General features: G+C 52.5%; 17 protein-coding genes. 11 read left to right on the plus strand and 6 right to left on the minus strand.

The window, feature by feature from the left end; genetic code table 11:
• Positions 1-153 precede the first annotated feature (153 nt).
• From Q397_RS0110370 to Q397_RS24110, 10 genes are all read left to right on the plus strand, one after another.
• Positions 154-552, plus strand: coding sequence for a c-type cytochrome (locus Q397_RS0110370; protein ID WP_028879367.1), 399 nt, complete (start codon positions 154-156; stop codon positions 550-552).
• A gap of 211 nt (positions 553-763) precedes the next feature.
• Positions 764-1,834 (plus strand): hypothetical protein, encoded by a 1,071-nt coding sequence (locus Q397_RS0110375; RefSeq protein WP_028879368.1) that lies wholly within the window; start codon positions 764-766, stop codon positions 1,832-1,834.
• 28 nt (positions 1,835-1,862) lie between these two features.
• Positions 1,863-2,846 carry a hypothetical protein gene (locus tag Q397_RS21985; protein ID WP_051609911.1) on the plus strand — a complete coding sequence of 328 codons (984 nt, stop codon included), beginning with the start codon at positions 1,863-1,865 and terminating at the stop codon, positions 2,844-2,846.
• A gap of 77 nt (positions 2,847-2,923) precedes the next feature.
• Positions 2,924-3,760 carry a hypothetical protein gene (locus Q397_RS0110385; protein WP_028879369.1) on the plus strand — a complete coding sequence of 279 codons (837 nt, stop codon included), beginning with the start codon at positions 2,924-2,926 and terminating at the stop codon, positions 3,758-3,760.
• 4 nt (positions 3,761-3,764) lie between these two features.
• Positions 3,765-4,946: a transglycosylase SLT domain-containing protein gene (locus Q397_RS24100; RefSeq protein WP_028879370.1), complete on the plus strand. Its 1,182-nt coding sequence runs from the start codon at positions 3,765-3,767 to the stop codon at positions 4,944-4,946.
• Positions 4,947-4,970: 24 nt separating this feature from the next.
• Positions 4,971-5,501, plus strand: coding sequence for a hypothetical protein (locus Q397_RS0110395; protein ID WP_028879371.1), 531 nt, complete (start codon positions 4,971-4,973; stop codon positions 5,499-5,501).
• Between the two features lie 119 nt (positions 5,502-5,620).
• Entirely contained in the window at positions 5,621-6,571 is a 951-nt protein-coding gene (locus tag Q397_RS24105) for a sensor domain-containing diguanylate cyclase (RefSeq protein ID WP_051609912.1), read from the plus strand.
• Positions 6,572-6,664: 93 nt separating this feature from the next.
• Positions 6,665-8,290 (plus strand): hypothetical protein, encoded by a 1,626-nt coding sequence (locus Q397_RS0110405; protein WP_028879372.1) that lies wholly within the window; start codon positions 6,665-6,667, stop codon positions 8,288-8,290.
• Positions 8,287-8,811: a hypothetical protein gene (locus tag Q397_RS0110410; RefSeq protein ID WP_028879373.1), complete on the plus strand. Its 525-nt coding sequence runs from the start codon at positions 8,287-8,289 to the stop codon at positions 8,809-8,811. The genes Q397_RS0110405 and Q397_RS0110410 overlap by 4 nt, the downstream gene beginning before the upstream one ends.
• A complete protein-coding gene (locus Q397_RS24110; RefSeq protein ID WP_028879374.1) occupies positions 8,811-10,064 on the plus strand; it encodes a hypothetical protein in 1,254 nt (417 codons plus the stop codon). The genes Q397_RS0110410 and Q397_RS24110 overlap by 1 nt, the downstream gene beginning before the upstream one ends.
• 8 nt (positions 10,065-10,072) lie before the next feature.
• Here Q397_RS24110 and Q397_RS0110420 read toward each other — a convergent pair whose 3' ends face one another.
• From Q397_RS0110420 to glmM, 4 genes are all read right to left on the minus strand, one after another.
• Complete coding sequence (locus tag Q397_RS0110420) at positions 10,073-10,840, minus strand: NAD kinase (protein WP_028879375.1); 768 nt, start codon at positions 10,838-10,840, stop codon at positions 10,073-10,075.
• A 51-nt stretch (positions 10,841-10,891) separates the two neighbouring features.
• Entirely contained in the window at positions 10,892-11,881 is a 990-nt protein-coding gene (gene moaA / locus Q397_RS0110425) for a GTP 3',8-cyclase MoaA (protein WP_051609913.1), read from the minus strand.
• A 96-nt stretch (positions 11,882-11,977) separates the two neighbouring features.
• Positions 11,978-12,781: a bifunctional hydroxymethylpyrimidine kinase/phosphomethylpyrimidine kinase gene (gene thiD / locus Q397_RS0110430; RefSeq protein ID WP_028879377.1), complete on the minus strand. Its 804-nt coding sequence runs from the start codon at positions 12,779-12,781 to the stop codon at positions 11,978-11,980.
• Complete coding sequence (gene glmM, locus Q397_RS0110435; RefSeq protein WP_028879378.1) at positions 12,778-14,121, minus strand: phosphoglucosamine mutase; 1,344 nt, start codon at positions 14,119-14,121, stop codon at positions 12,778-12,780. The genes thiD and glmM overlap by 4 nt, the downstream gene beginning before the upstream one ends.
• Before the next feature lie 110 nt (positions 14,122-14,231).
• Between glmM and Q397_RS0110440 the strand changes: the two genes are divergently transcribed.
• Positions 14,232-14,795: an IMPACT family protein gene (locus Q397_RS0110440; protein ID WP_028879379.1), complete on the plus strand. Its 564-nt coding sequence runs from the start codon at positions 14,232-14,234 to the stop codon at positions 14,793-14,795.
• A 37-nt stretch (positions 14,796-14,832) separates the two neighbouring features.
• Here the strand turns inward: Q397_RS0110440 and Q397_RS0110445 are convergent, their stop codons facing one another.
• Both Q397_RS0110445 and folP read right to left on the minus strand, forming a co-directional pair.
• A complete protein-coding gene (locus Q397_RS0110445; protein WP_028879380.1) occupies positions 14,833-15,684 on the minus strand; it encodes an AraC family transcriptional regulator in 852 nt (283 codons plus the stop codon).
• 59 nt (positions 15,685-15,743) lie between these two features.
• Complete coding sequence (folP, locus tag Q397_RS22005) at positions 15,744-16,826, minus strand: dihydropteroate synthase (protein WP_038013474.1); 1,083 nt, start codon at positions 16,824-16,826, stop codon at positions 15,744-15,746.
• Positions 16,827-16,842: the final 16 nt, after the last annotated feature.

Raw genomic sequence — 16,842 nt, forward strand, 5'->3', positions numbered from 1 at the left:
ATTAAACCCTAGATATGAGGAAAGGAGCATATTAACAAAGGGTAATACGTGTTGTTCCCGTTAGGATTTTGGGGATAAACTATTGCAAAACCCGATCATCCTCGTTAATAATGTTGCTGATCGATTCACAGTCTAAAGCTTAGGAGATTAAGCATGCGTAAGGTTCTGGCTCTAGCCGTTGCTGGCATCGTAGCTATCGCAAGCGGTTCTGCACTTGCAGAAGGCGATGCAGCAAAAGGTGAGAAAGTCTTTAAAAAATGTAAGTCCTGTCACACTATCGAAGAAGGTGGCAAGCACAAAGTAGGTCCGAACCTGTTTGGTGTTTACGGTGCAGCAGGCGCTCACGCTTCTGATTACAAATATTCCAAAGGCTACCTGAAAGCGGCGCCGAACCTGAACTGGGACGAAGCAGCTTTGATGGAATACCTGATGGACCCGTCTGACTACCTGTCCAAACAGGCAGGCGAGAAGGTTAAATCTAAAATGACCTTCAAACTGAAAAAAGAAGACCAGCGCGCTGACGTAATTGCTTACTTGAAAACTCAAAAATAAGCATTTCGCGCACTTGCGTTTTAAAAGCTCCGGGCAGTATTGTCCGGGGTTTTTTTCGTTATAGAAGCAAAAAACACAACAGAAACAACACAAAGGACACAAAGACATCTTTTAACGTGCAAATATAAGTGATAACTTTCCCTAAAATGAAAAAATGCCTAGCCCTTTCATAGCCGGAGATATGTTTCACAATGCCGCTAAAAGGTTCCAAATGATTGTCCGCCTTTTCCTCTCCGGTCTTCTGCTGTTGGCCTATAGCTTTCTGCCGGCAAATGCGCTGGAAGTCACCGCCCAAGGTGCCACACAACGTCAGGCCCTCAACAATGCCCTGCGCCAAGCTGTCGAAATGACGTTCGGTAGCGACATTGAAGCCAATACACTCGTCGAAAATTTTCAGGTCGTGCGTCAACAGCTTCTCAAACAATCGCGCGGTTTTGTGCGCAGCTATGAAATTCTTAGACAAAGCCAGAGTGAAAACGGCCTCTATGAAGTTACACTCAACGCCGATGTAGACGACACAAATCTTAAAGACAGCACCCGCGCCCTCTCCACCATTATGCAAATGGCAAGCCATCCCCGTGTCATGGTGGCAGGTATTGATGAAGATTTCGACGCCCTGTCCAGCCTAAATCCTGACTTTCAAAAACTCACGGATACCGTCGAGCTCATCCTGAAAGACGACTTTAAATTTAAAGTCCTGAACAAGGATCTCATCCGACTGGAGAGCCAAAACAGCTATCGTTTTTCGGATCGTAAAAATAATCTCAAGCGCGCCCGTCAGGCCAAAGCCGATTACCTGATCTTTGTCGAACTGGTCCAAACCACCCAAACAAGCGCAACCTTAAAACTGGAAAGTCTGGACCTCGCCACAGGACATACACTGGCCCTTGAAGAAACCACCTTTGCCGCAGAGGCCAACGCCTTGGAAACCGCGCATCACCATGTTTATGCCCCCAGCGCACAGATCTCTGCTGCCATGGTCGAAAACCTGACGGCCGAAATCTACGACACCGGACAACGCTTTGAGCTGAGCTTTTTTAAATTCGATCCCAAAACACTGTCTTTTCTGGAAGCTGACCTGTCCAGCCTTCCCGGCTACGTGCGTCATAAAATGGCAGCACAAGATAAAAATGCCCTCAGCCTTTCATACTGGTCCATGCTGGAAACCGGTGCCTTGCACGAACATGTCTCGGCTCTGTTAAAGGCACAGGACATACCGTTTAATTTCTATATGCGTCAACGCAGCCTCACCTATCTGTTTGACGATCCAATGTTTGAATAATGAATTTGAGTTTGATTAGGGGAATATAATGAAACGCTCAACCGCCACTGTTTTTTTGGTTTGCCTGACCATTTTTGGCCTCAGTGCCCTTTTCGCCCCGCGCCACGTCCTGGCGGCGGAACTTCCCCACCTGATGGTCATGGGCGAAGACAACGACCAAGACGCCATCCCACGCGACAGCCGCGTCTTTCGCCGGGTGTTGAACGAGTTAGCAGAAGAACTCAACAATGACGGCTTCGACGTCTATGACGAAACCGCCGTGACATTGGATGACTTTGCCCAAGGCCGCGTACGCCGCAGTGATGCGGAACTGATCGATATCGCACGCTCCGTCACCCGTCCACCGATCGACATTGTGGTCCTGTTTGAGATTTACGCCAGCGCAGAACGTCTGGACTACACGACCAAAGTCCGCACCCGTCTATCCGGTCGTTTGCTGGATGTGCATTCCGGTCGTCGTCTTGGCAACTTTGAAGTGGCAAGCCCCCGCAACTTCCGCGCCCCTGTTGACTGTAACCGCGAATGTATCATCGAAACCGTCGGCAATAATGCCCGCCTGCTCGCGCGCGACGTTGCCGATGTGCTGATCCAGAAACTCGGCGATGAAGTAGACTACGGAAATAACACCGGCAATGATTTTGACAACACTGCCGATACGGGCACCACGTCTGACCTCGCACGCCGGGGCAATCAAGCGGGCTGCCGTGGTCGCGTACAGGATGTATACCTCAATTTCCAAAATTTCACCGAACAGGAAATGCTGGATATGGAAGATGTCATCCTCGCCAAATTCTCCTGTTATGTGGATCATCGCCCCGCCTCTTCCCAAGGGCGCACCCATGAATATGTTTATAAAACCCGACTCCATACCGGCAAGATGAAACGCAATCTGGTCCGTGCCCTTGAATATCTCGGCATGTCCGGTCGGGTCAGCTATCAGGGCAAAGAATTTACCGTGTCCAAAGTGAACAAGCGCCGCAACCGCTACTATAATGAAGGGGAGAAGTGGTAATCCGCTTCTCCTATCTCAAAAAAGTTCCACGCCTGTCCATAGTGACGATATCACATGATTTCGCCAAAGGTTCTCTCATGAAAACGCCCTTGCTCAGTCTACTTTTTGCGCTCGCCCTCCACAGCACCGCCTCGGCCCAGTCCCCCTTGGTGGAAGAAACCCCGTTTGGTAAAACTGATTGGCAAGGCGGATATGTGGAAGCAACAGGCCAAGGCACGTCGCGCTATATGGGCAACCGCATTCAGGAAGAACTGATGGCGAAACAAGCCGCGCGCACCACCGCCCAAGCCCGTTTGCTGGAACTGGTCAAAGGCGTGCGCCTAACCGGCCTGTCCACACTGGGTGCAGAAGCACAAGGCGATACCCGTGCGGCGACCCGTATCAAAGGCACCTTACAAGGGGCGCGCACCGTCACAGAAACCGTGACATGGCATAAGGATGAAAGCAGCCGACGCGGCGAGGTTGTCTTTGCAGAAGTCACCCTGCGCCTTTGTACTCAGCCAACCTGTACGGAAACGACGCAGAATTTAACCACCGCAAGCCTGACCCCACCTGTCACACCAAGTGAAAGCCCAAAACCGGCTGCACCTGAAGCCATCAACGGGTTGATCATTGATCTTGATAATGCTCTCTATCTGCCAGCTTTATCCCCGTCGATTATCAACGAAGACGGCACAGTGCTTTATTCTCAAGATACCGTCCCCGCCGCGACCGCGCGGGAAAAAGGCCTGATCCATTACACCAAAACTGTCGAACAGGCCCGCAAGCTTGCGATCAGCGGAGATTCCCCCTTGGTGCTGAGCGCCCAGCGTATTACCAAGGACAACCGCATCGTCTTGTCCAATGCCGATGGGGAACGCTTTGTCGAGACACAGGCCGCCCACCAAGGCCGTGTCATCGTGGCGTTGGATTAAGGCCATGAGAGGCGGTTTCACCTTTCCAGCCCTAACCCTTGGCCTGTTGATCGGTTTTCACCTTAGCATCCCTGAGGCGCGGTCTGACTGGCTCGATCAAATGGATGCGCAATTTGACGCAACCTTCCAACAAACGGACGCCGCCTTTGACAAAGCCATGCAAGACGGTGTTGACGAACTGGATCACGAACTCAGCGCCATCTGGGGGGAGGCCCGCGCCCTGCCAGAACCGAAAAAATGGGTCGGCTACAGCAAGGACCGCCAGACCCGCATTATCGTTGATTACGACAAAGGCGAGATGAGCCTTGAAGGGTTTGACAAATCCCAAGTCGATCTGCAACGCGAGTTCAGCGACATTCTGCTGGAAGACAGCGAAGGCCTTAATCAGCGCGCGATCTTACGCGACCGCCTGATCCAGAAAACCAGAACATTTTCCAAAGCCCCCGCGCCTTCGCCCCGCTTTACGCCTTCCCGTCCTGAACATAGCCAAAACACAAAACGCCGCGCAATCAAGTGGCGCCAACCCCATGAGCTCTCCCGCCTTGTGGAGCCTCGCACGCGCCCCGTATTTGTGAGTTTGCCCAAATCAGGCAAGGCGAGACAACTTAATCGCCTCAGCATCAAGCTGCGCAAAGACCGTGACCATCTCACGGCGGAAACCTTGCGCCCCTCGCTGGATGAAGCCGCGCTGACCTATGCCTTGCCGCGCTCCCTTCTGCTGTCCATGATCAAAAATGAAAGTTCGTTTAATCCGCGCGCCCGTTCCCATGCCAATGCCTTGGGACTGATGCAACTGGTCCCGACCAGCGGCGGGAAAGAGGCCTATAGCTATCTCAAAGGTGAAAGCCTGATCCCCAGCGCCGACGTCCTTTATGACCCCCATGAAAATATCATGCTGGGCGCAACTTATCTGCACCTGTTGAACACCCGATATTTTGGGGATGTAAAAGACAAACAGACCCGCCGCCACCTGATCATTGCCGCCTATAACACCGGAGCGGGCAATGTCGCCAAGGCCTTTACCGGCACCATGAAACTCAAAGCCGCCATCAAAAAAATCAACAAAATGAGCGCGGATGACGTCTATGACCATCTTATCGCCCATTTACCTTATGACGAAACCAGAACCTATCTGGCACGGGTCACAAAAGACACCCAAACCTATGCCTGCTGGGACAATGCCTAATGCGATTTGCAAAAGAGGATTGAAATGAAAAAACTTGCCGCAAGCCTTCTCGCCCTTGGTTTTCTAAGCGCCTGTCAGACCACAGGTAACCTGCGCCCCGGCGAAGTGATGGGCACAGATATCGGGAGCATTTTAATCGACGAATCGGGTGCGCCCGTTTCCTCAAAAGCTGCTGAAGATAAAATGAACATCGAAATTGACAAGGCGCTGTATTTCTCCCCCAATGGACTAACGACCCAATGGTATGCCGGTTTTGATGCACGCATGCGTCCACTGGCAAATGTCACCAACCGCCGTGATCGCGATTGCCGGCGTTTTCGTCACGGTGTCATGATTGACGGGAACTGGCATAACGGCACGGCAGTGGCCTGTCGCGAAAATAACGTGGCTTGGTATTTGATCAGCAATCAATGGGACCGTCAGCCAGATGACGTGCGTGGCCCGCACAAGCAACGCCCTCGTGGTACATGGCAAAACCTGTCTGATGAGCTGCGCGGCAATCCCCATGCCCAATCCAATGATGATTTTGGACCACGCACAGATAAAGGGTGGTAAACATCAACTCGTCAACCTTAGGAATTATCGACCATAAACTGATCATTTCCTCTTTTAACCCAATCTAAAGGTATCTATGTTAGAGATGGGTAATTAAGAAATTTAATAGGGTCAAATGTGTGTTTATCGATGACGAAGAAGGCACAGACGATGCGCTGTTGACGCATCAAACGCTGATTGACACGCAAGAACGTCTGGGCGCTTTGTTGGACCTGATGCCAACAGGGCTGATTATTCACCAGATGCAAGGGATCCTCTATGCCAACCAACAGGCTTTGTCCCTGTTGCAACAAACAGAAAGCAGCGTCACCGGCAAGCACTTCCTCGACTTCACCAACACAGAAGTCCGCGAGGAATGTGGCGAGTTATTTATGCGCAGCTTTATGCAGGATAAACCCGTGCAGTTTCCGCAAATCAAACTTATGGGGGCACCGGATGGCCCGCGCTACATCAAGGCCACCGCAGGCCGCCTCCCGTGGGAAGGAACGACAGTTGTCCAGTTGCTGCTGGAAGATATCACCGAACTGAAGCTCAAAGCCGACGAACTGGAAAACCTGACCTTCCACGATGTCCTGACTGGCACCTTCAATCGCCGCTACTTCATCGAACAGGCCGAACAGCTGATCGCCAGCGCGCTATCGGACAACACCCATTTCAGCCTGCTGATTTTTGATGTGGACTGGTTTAAACAGGTGAATGATACCTATGGGCATCTGGCAGGGGATGAAGCGCTGAAAGCCATCGTCGATGTCTGGCACGCCAACACCCGCAATGAAGTCAAGGGGGCGCGCAACCTTGATGGCAAACTCGCCCGGATCGGCGGGGAGGAGTTTGCCATTTTCCTGCCGGATATTGGGTTGGAACGCGCCTGCACCATCGCCGAACGCATCAGATCAGCCATCGAAGCCCACAACATTGAATATGGCGGGCGCACATTTAACATCACCGCCAGCTTTGGCGTCACCGACCTGCGCGCGGGAGATAAAAAACTGGACGACCTGATCCGCCGCGCTGATATTGCCCTTTACCGCGCCAAAGAAAATGGACGCAACCGCGTCGAAAGTGAATAACCCGCCAGAAAAAAACGCCCTAATCCTTCCCTACTGGACCTATGGTTGTTTTTAGATAAAATAGGGGAAAACAGGAAGGAAGGACAACACCTCATGGGATCGGAAGAACTGCTGCTGGAAGCAGGAAAAAGCGAAGAACTTGCCGCCGCACTCCATACCTTGAGTGAAACCGAGGTCAATGGTGAGCCGAAGTATACCCCGGCGATCTGTCGTGAAATTGGCAAGATGATCGTTTGTCGTACCTATGCGACCCCGTTGCTGGAACTTTGCCACCTGATTGCCGCCGCAAGCCAACTCAGCGGTCCGAAAGGGCGCTACGAGTATTTTTTCTGGGACAGCGGCCTTGCCCGATCTGGCAGCTTTTATGCCTATTGCAAACAGAACCTGATCGCTCGTCCGACCGACAGCCTCAGCCTCAATCAACAGGCTTTAACCCTTCACTTAAACGATACAAACTTTGCCATCCAATTTGGTCGCATGCCGGTTTTATCTGCTTTGCTGGAATTTTTACTCACCAGTATTGGCTATAGCGAACTGGATGAAACATTGCAGGCCGTCACCCGGAAAATCCCAAAAAAACAAGAGGTTTCCGCCTGCGCCAATGAACTCTCACGCCAGCTTTATGCCTATTTAAAAGATCATCTGCCCACCGCACAGTCTCAACGCAAATACCGCCAGATATTGGCTTATTGCGAAAATGACGTCAGTACGATCACCGACCCCCTCATCCTTGATTTCTGGCAAGATGCCTCGCGTGAAACGGACAAGTCCAGTGACTTTAAGACCTTTGAAAGCGTGACCCTTGGCTTCATCCGTCTGATACAGGCCGTCGAAGGGGCCGAAGACCTTGCCGCCCTGCGCCACACCGCCAGCATCGGCCTGGACCGTGACGCCGGAGAGATTGACCCGAATATGCTCAGTCAGACACTGGATACGGTTCAAGAAACCCTGTCTCCTCTGCTTAAACTCGCTGAGGAGCCGATGGCTCAGATTAAGTTCCTCAACAAGTTGGAAGCTCAAAACCTGGAACACTTGCTAAACGCCGGTACATTGGCCCTGCGCCTCCCTCTCTCTATTCTGCGCTGCAATGTTTTCGCCAAACCACAAGCTCGCCTGACCCAGGCCTTGCGCGCAAAAGCCAGCCCCAAAGATCTGCAAGCCATTATTGCCGCGGGGCCGGAGGAAACCTATCAAGACCGTCAGATTGCCTATCAAAACCTGATTGCCCAGATCCAGCGCAGCCTGTACGCCAGCCTATATGCCTTGAGCCAGAATCGACGACGTGAGGCCATTTCCCTCCTGTTAAAGCTCGCCCCCGGTATCGATTTCACGCCCCTTGGGACTCATCTCATTGATCGGGAAATCGGCGATAATGTGGTGACGTTGCAACAATCTACGATCGCGGATCATTTCATGACAATCTTAAAGGATGAGAACGAGGTTGGTGCTGATATTGCGGAGGTGATGAGCCAAGCCGAAACCGCTTATAAAGGCATGTCCCGCAAGGGTTTTAAAGAAGCGGCCCATACCCAGTCGGACCGAAGCGAAGCCTATATTGAAGGTGCAAACCTTCTGTTTGAAATCTCACAGGATATTGAAGCCTATCTGGAACGGCTTGAGGGCCTGCCCCTTGCCGGCAACGGTTGGCAAGCCCAATTCTCCCACGACCGCGCCACCTTTTCCACCCAATTTAGCCACATCTATGGGAGCCCGTCATGATAGATCCCTCTGATAAAGAGGCGGAAGCCCTCTTCATCGCCCTTGATACATTGGACCAAATCAGCCGACCTGATCCCGACCTGCCACGCAAAATCGGGTTCAATGAACTTTATGCCTATGCAAACGATCCTGACCATTCTCCCGCCTCGGACCTGATCGCAGCGTTATCAACCAGCCTTGACCTGCGCCGCGACCTAAAACGCTTGCTCGACAAACAAGCCCTTGCCCATCTACCACGCGTTGCGGCTGCCAGTAGCGGGGAGGTGACGGAACGCGAAGGCGATGGCTTTACCTTGCGCCTCAAACCATCCAAGGCACAGGAAGATCAGGTTTACCTGCTGATACAGGCGCTAGACCGCGACGATTCCCCCCGTCTGCTTTTTGTGGAGGACGAAGACGCAACACTTCATCGCCTTGTCATTGATGATTTTCTGGAAGGTGAAGCCCAAATTCTCCTAAATTTGCAGGATGGCATTTTGAAAGCCTTGCGAAATGTGAAAAGTAGCGTCATTCTGCGCTGATGAACGTACGCATTTATATCGCGACCACTGAAGGTCCAGTTGAAGTCCAGCGCATCACCAAGGAAGACCCCGATGTGCGCTCTGTTGTCTGTGTCAATGGCACGGCCAAAGCGCTACCTATTTCGCGTGATTATGATGCTTTTGTCAAAGAACCGACAGGCGTGATCCAGCGTTCTTTCGGGCATCCGGCCTATCGCATGGATGTCTCTGCCCCCATTACATCCGGCAATAGCTGGCAGCTTGGGGCTTTCGTTGCCCATGCCTTCCATGCAGAAGACAGGTTGGCTGGCCCAGAGGATAACGTGGATAACGCCCTTTGGCTGACGGGGGAACTGGATCGTGACCTTAACGTGCGCCCCGTTGATCACATTAAAGACAAGCTCATTGCCTCACGCGATCTGTTTACAAAAATGCGCGAAGACGATGTGCGCCTGTTTTGTTTTATCCCCGGTGGTCCGGGCTTGGTCCCGGAAGATGAATTTCTGGAAGAACTGACCATTGACGGTGACTTGCTGCGTCTGGAATCCATTGTGGATATGCACCGCATCGTGCGCCGCTTTGACCTCAACGACCCCTATCCCATCGAGGAAGAAGAAGACACAGAAGACGATGACGATCTGGATGAAGAGGGCGTCATTGATCTTTACAAACAACAAGATACCGATGCCGCCCCGATCAAGGATCACAGCCTCTTAAAAGCACTGTTGCTGGCAGGGGCTATCATTGCCATGCTGGTTGGGCTTTATCTGCAATTTGAAGATAATATCCGCGCGTTGCGGGCCAATGGCCTACAACTTGGCATCAGCGAACTGCGCGCCCATCCCGATACCGGATGCAACGCGCCTGAGAAACTGCCGCTGGTGCGCGATGGCAACAGCTTCCCCAGCAGTGCCTTAGACGGGTTATGCGCGCTAGAAATCACACTGAACAATCGTGGCACCCCGACCTATATGTGGGCCTTTGCCCAACGCATCGAAGATGGCCATTTTTTGTTAGCCGATCGCGAAAGTCTGGTGGAGCCCAAACGCCAAAAAGGCTTGATCGGCTGGCGCATCGTCCTGCCCAAACGCCTAAACAAAAGCATTGATTATCGCTTGGTCGCCCTCGCGTCTAATGCCCCGTTAGGGGATGCGATCAACCGGATGCTACGCCGTAGCCTGAGCGAGGAAAAACCCGACTGGCAAACCCTGAAAGCCCAGTTGGAAGAAGAAGATATCACGGTCTTAAGCGCGCTTCATTCCCTAGAGAAATAAGCGAAATCTTACCCGATAAACTGTTCCTGAAGGATGCGTTCTTCCAGATTATGTTCTGGATCATACAGCACATTTGAATACAGGCTGCGGTCTTCATAGACCTTGACCTTGATGACGTCGCGAAACTCGTTAAAGTCCGCCGATACCCCGACAGGGCGCTTATCATCATTCAAAATCTCAAAAGTGACGCGGGCTGAATGAGGCAGGATCGCACCGCGCCAACGTCTGGGGCGATAGGCCGAAATTGCAGTTAATCCCAACACCCCCGACCCCAACGGCAGAATCGGGCCATAGGCCGACATGTTATAGGCCGTCGATCCTGCGGGTGTGGAGATCAAGACCCCGTCACAAACCATTTCCGGCAATCGCACCACATCATCCACGCACACACGGATATGGGCGGCCTGTCCGGTTTCTCTAAACAGGGAAACTTCGTTAAACGCGATGGCATTGGCTTTTTTACCGCCTTTGCATTCAGCTTCCATGCGCAGGGGATGCAGTTCGATCGATTGGGTCCGCGCCATGCGTTCGCGCAAATCATCTTCGCGATATTCATTCATCAAAAATCCGACGGAGCCGCGATTCATGCCGAACACAGGCTTTTTCAGATCCAGATATTTATGGAGCGTACGTAGCATAAAGCCGTCCCCGCCCAGGGCCACAATCACATCGGCCTTATCGGGGCGAACATGATCATACTTACCGCAAAGCCGAGACATGGCATCTTGCGCGCTTTCGGATTTCCCGGCGACGAAGGCTATTTTTCGATGTGACATGCGTTTTTAAACCAAGTTTCCCACTGTCTGAGGCGACACTATGACAAAGCTTTAGCCGCCTGTCACGCTCATATGACGATTCAAGGCTGGTCCGTCTTGTGTTTCATCAATCACAAACTCATGACCTTTAGGTTTTAAGTTCAAGGCTGTATCAATGGCATGCTGCAACGGCTCGTTACTTTCACTGGAGCGCACGACTTCACGCAAGTCCACATTCCCGTCTTGGCCCAGACACATATAAAGCGTCCCCTTACAGGTCAGACGCATGCGATTACAGCTTTCACAGAACCCATGACTTAACGGGGTGATAAAGCCAATGCGATTGCCGGTTTCTTTCACATCCACAAAGCGCGCAGGCCCCCCTGTGGCATAATCCGTATCCGTGATCGTCCAACGTTCAGCAATACGGCTGCGTACTTCCGTCAACGGCAAGTAATGATCCACGCGGGAGCCACCAATTTCCCCCAACGGCATGGTTTCAATAAACGTCAAATCAAAGCCGTGATCTGCCACAAAGTTCAGCAGTTCATCCAGCTCATGATCTGTCTGGCCCTTAAGCGCGACCGTATTGATCTTGACCTTCAGCCCTGCCTGTTTAGCGGCTTCCAGCCCTTCCAACACCTGTTCCAGTTTGCCGAACCGCGTAATCTCGGTAAAGCGTTCGGGGTCAAGCGTATCCAGCGACACATTGATGCGCTTCATCCCCAACTCCGCCAGCCTGTCCGCATATTTGGGAAGCTGTGAGCCGTTGGTGGTCAGGGTCAGTTCTTTTAGGCGACCCGTCTGAAGGTTTTTAGACAGCTGTTCGATGAAATCGATAATGCCACGGCGCACCAAAGGCTCCCCACCCGTCAGGCGGATTTTGGTCACACCCCGATTGATAAACGCCTCGCAAATCCGTTCCATCTCTTCAAAGGACAGGATTTCCTGACGCGGCAAAAACGTCATATCTTCCGCCATGCAATAGGTGCAGCGAAAATCACAACGATCTGTTACCGAAACACGCAAATATGTAATCGTGCGGCCGAAGGTGTCCTTCATGGCATTGCTCTGTTTAATGGTCGATACGGTTTACATAAACCATTTGCACAATAACATTAATAACTTTGGTCAAAAACCATCAAATAGTAAGGGATATTAGACTTTAACCGTATGAGCGTGATTCAACGGCCCATACCCGGCGCCAAAGCCCGGTGCGGTCCGGATTGCTTCCACCACATAATCTTTTGCCCGACCGACCGCGGCTTCCACACTCATGCCTTGGGCAATGCCACAGGCAATGGCGGATGCCATGGTGCAGCCTGTCCCGTGGGTGTGGCGTGTATGGATACGGGGTCCGGCAAATTCGTGCATCGCAGCCCCTTGCTCAAACAAATAATCGCGCACGATGTCACCAGTTTCATCCAGATGACCGCCCTTCATCAAGACCGCTTTCGGCCCCAATTTAAACAACATTTCTGCCGCGCGCGCCATATCTTCAGGTGTTGCGATTTTCATTCCCGTCAGCACTTCTGCTTCCGGCACATTCGGGGTCAGGACCGTACTTTTAGGGATCAAACGTTCTTTCAAAGCTTCCAAGGCTTCTTGGGCCATCAGGCTCGCGCCGCCTTTGGCGATCATCACCGGATCAACCACCATGGGAATCGTCTCTTTGCGTTCTTCCAACACATCACAAATAGCATGGATGGTGGCAGGCTGACTCAGCATCCCGGTCTTGAGGCAATCAGCCCCCAGATCGTCCAACACAACGCGCATTTGTTCCTGAATAAAATCAGCCGGCACATCATGAATACCCGTGACACCGTTGGTGTTTTGCGCCGTCAAGGCCGTAATCGCCGTCATCGCAAACCCGTTTAGGCAGGTAACCGCTTTTAAGTCCGCCTGAATACCGGCCCCGCCCCCACTGTCGGAACCCGCAATGATTAAAACGCGGCCCTTCATGCGACACCTTTTACGGCTGCTACGATATCATCGACCACTTGTTCCACCAGCACAGGATCCTGACCTTCCGCCATCACGCGGATCAAAGGTTCCGTCCCGGATTTACGGATCAAGACACGTCCAGCACCTTTCAAGCGGTTTTCCCCGTCCGTGATCGCGTCTTTGACACCCGTTTCCTCCAGCGGAAAACGATCCCCATACCGCACATTTTTTAAGACCTGCGGGAACGGCGTAAACAGGTTACAGACGTCACTGGTCGGTTTGCCTTGTTCCACAATCACCGCCAACACTTGCAGGGCCGCAACCAGACCATCGCCGGTCGTCGCGTAATCCCCCAACACGATATGACCGGATTGTTCCCCGCCCACGTTAAAGCCGTCTTTGCGCATACGTTCCACCACATAGCGATCGCCCACTTGGGTGCGTTCCAGCGTTAAGCCTTCCGCTTCCAAATATTTTTCCAGCCCCATGTTAGACATCACGGTTGCCACCAGACCACCGCCTTTTAACAGGCCGCGGCGATGCAAGTGCGTAGTCACCAGCCCCATAATCTGATCGCCATCGACCACATGGCCTTTTTCATCACAAATGATCAAACGATCTGCATCCCCATCAAGCGCAATGCCGATATCGGCCCCATGGGTCACCACTTGTTCGGATAATGTCGCGGTTGAGGTCGAGCCACAATCTTTGTTGATGTTAAAACCGTTCGGGCTGACCCCGATCGGCACCACATCCGCGCCCAGTTCCCACAACACTTCCGGCGCAACCTTGTATGAAGCACCATTGGCGCAATCCACAACGATCTTCAACCCATCCAGACGCAAATTGGCGGGGAAGGTCTGTTTGGCAAATTCCACATAACGCCCCGAGGCATCTTCCAAACGGCGTGCGCGGCCCAGCTTGTCAGGGGAGACAAATTTATCGGACAGATCGCTTTCGATCAATTCTTCCAGTTTCAGTTCCACATCATCCGGCAGTTTAAACCCATCGGGACCAAACAGCTTAATCCCATTGTCCCCAAACGGGTTGTGAGAGGCGGAAATCATCACGCCCAAATCACAGCGCATGGAATGGGTCAACATGGCAACCGCTGGCGTGGGCATCGGGCCAACCAGCAACACATCCATCCCCATGGCGGTAAACCCTGCAACCAACGCCGGTTCAATCATATAACCGGATAGGCGGGTGTCTTTGCCGATCACGACACGATGGCGATGGTTGCCACGTACAAAATAATGCCCTGCCGCCATGCCGACTTTCATGGCGATTTCCGCCGTCATGGGATGCTGGTTTGCTGTGCCGCGAATACCGTCGGTGCCAAAGAGTTTGCGTGTCATCTACGTCTACATTCTTATGTTGTGAAACCGGAATAACTAGTTTAGCACTTGGGTTAGCCTTGCGCAAATGTTAGCCTGCATCTCCCTCGAATTTTTAGCCTTTTTTTTACATGAAAACCCTCTCCGCCCCGTTTGATTGCGAAACCGAAGAGAAACGATCGCGTTTTCTCGCCTTTCTCCTGCCCTACGACCAGTATGAGCAGGAACTGGACCGCCTGCGCACCCTTCACCCCAAAGCCAACCATCATGTCAGTGCCTTTCGCTATTTTGATCAAGATAAACGGCTGCAAGAAGGCGCAAAAGATGACGGAGAACCCAGCGGCTGCGCCGGTATGCCAGCCCTAAAAGTTTTGCAAGGCGAAGATCTGGTCAATGTCGCGGTCATCATCGTGCGCTATTTCGGCGGGATCAAGTTGGGCACGGGCGGAATGGCCAGAGCTTATGCCGGCGCTGCCAAAGCAGCTGTAGAAGCCGCCCCCTTACAGGACTTTAAACATCAGGCACAGGCCACCTTCAAGGCCAGTTTTGAGCGCACCAGCGATCTGGAACGACTGTTAAGTGCAGCACATGTCACAGACAGACGCTATACCCAAGACGGGATCGAACTTGATATCAGCGATGATGAAGAAACGGTGGAAGCCCTGAGCACCCAATGGGAGAGAGAAAACTATTGAAAGAAAGGGTGTCCCCTCTCCTTCAATAGTCATGCCCTTAGGCTAAAGCCACGCAAATGTCGGTCAAAAGCTCGCTTGGCTCGGTTGTACGGGGATCATTCAAATACATTTCCATAACCGGTTGCGCGGCAGGCTTTTCCCCGGTTGCAACCAACCAGGTCCCGAACAAATAATCATAGGCGCCTTCCAGCTCCGCATAAGGTCCTTTAAAGTGCAAAACCGCATAGCGCCCCCCTGTGATATCCAGTGTGCGCACGCCAAGGGCCGCGTCTTCGACGGGCTGAGTCACCATAAACCCCGCTTCCGAACGTAGCTTGTCTGTCGGAACCTGTGACGGATCATCAAAATAAAGGGCAACGCCTGCGCTCTGTTCTTCCACGAGCTGTTGTTTCAGCCCCCACATAAAGATGGCCTGAAAGGCCTTGTCAATTTCCATATAGTCCCCAACATGAGGGATCGCTGCCATCTTGTGATCTGGCAAATTTTTAATTTCTACAGTGAACATACCTGTCTTCCTATTTTGTGTCATGAGAGAGAAAGGCGTTTCACGCACGTACATTCGATACCGCACGGGGGCTTCTTTATAGGTCGCTTTAAACGCCCGCGAGAATGCCTCAACGCTGCCATATCCCGCCCGCTTGGCAATATCGGATACGTCCGCACTGCTGCGGATCAACTCCCCTGCCGCGCGATGAAGGCGCAAACGTTTGACCGTCTGCGTCACCGTCTCTCCCACAAGTCCGCGAAAGATGCGGTGAAAATGATAAGACGAAAAACAGGCAACCTCGGCGAGATCATCCACAGACATATCTTCATCCAGATGATCTGCAATATAGGACAGAACCCTACCGATCCGGTCGATATAGCTTTCCTGTGTGGTCTGCGTCATGGTGAAAACTCCTTTCACACATAAGCTACGTCAAGACGGCTTGATAAATCTTGCTAACCTTAAGCCACCCAAACATCCAAGGCCTGCTTCGTTTCTGCCACATCATGCACCCGCACGATCTGCGCCCCATTCACCGCCCCTTTCAGGACCGCTGACAAGGAACCGGGCAAGCGTTCTTTCGCCGGGATATCCCCGCATATTTTGGCAATAAAACTTTTGCGCGACGCCCCCAGCAAAACCGCACAGCCCAAACCATGATACAGGCCAAGCTGGTTCATCACGCTCATATTGTGATCCAGTGTCTTGCCAAAGCCGACGCCGGGATCAGTGCAGATATTGGCGCGTTTAATGCCTGCGGCTTCACAAACTTTGATACGCTCTGCCAGATAATCATAAATATCCAGCACACAATCATCATAGACCGGATTTTCCTGCATGGTCTGGGGCTGGCCCTGCATATGCATCAACATAACAGGCACACCCAATTTTGCTGCGACCTCGACGGCACCATCCCCTTCAAGGGCGGTCACATCATTAATGATATGGGCACCTGCCTTGATCGCGGCCTCCATCACGGCTGCATTGCGGGTATCGATGGAGATTTTGGCCCCGGTGTGGGTCAATCCCTCAATCACCGGCACCACGCGTCGAATTTCTTCCTCAATCGTGACAGGCGCAGAACCGGGACGGGTCGATTCGCCGCCAATGTCCAGTATATCGGCCCCTTGTGCCAGCATTTGCTGCCCATGGGCAATGGCATGGGCAGGATCAAAGTTATCGCCACCATCGCTAAAACTATCGGGGGTGACATTGACAATCCCCATGATCAGCGGACGGCTTGTCACCGTCAGGCCCGCAAAGGTGCGCACCGGCGTTTCAATCCGTTCCAGCAACTGGCCGACATGGACGGTCAAATCCTCGCCCTCCTCACTCGCCCAGTTCATCAATTCCTCATGGGACAGGCTATAGCGCTGCACCGTGTCATTCAGGCGCAAGGCAAGCCCATAGGCCGGAAAATCAAAGCCGCCATCAACATAAGGGGCCAAGGGCCGTAGATAGACCGTCTTGGACAAATCCACCGCATCAGAACAAAACCCGCGTGGCAAAACCGCAGAACCAGAATCGAGGGAAGATCGCGTCATGATGACCCCTTAAAAA

Source organism: Terasakiella pusilla DSM 6293, from assembly GCF_000688235.1.
GTDB classification, from domain to species: Bacteria; Pseudomonadota; Alphaproteobacteria; order Rhodospirillales; family Terasakiellaceae; genus Terasakiella; species Terasakiella pusilla.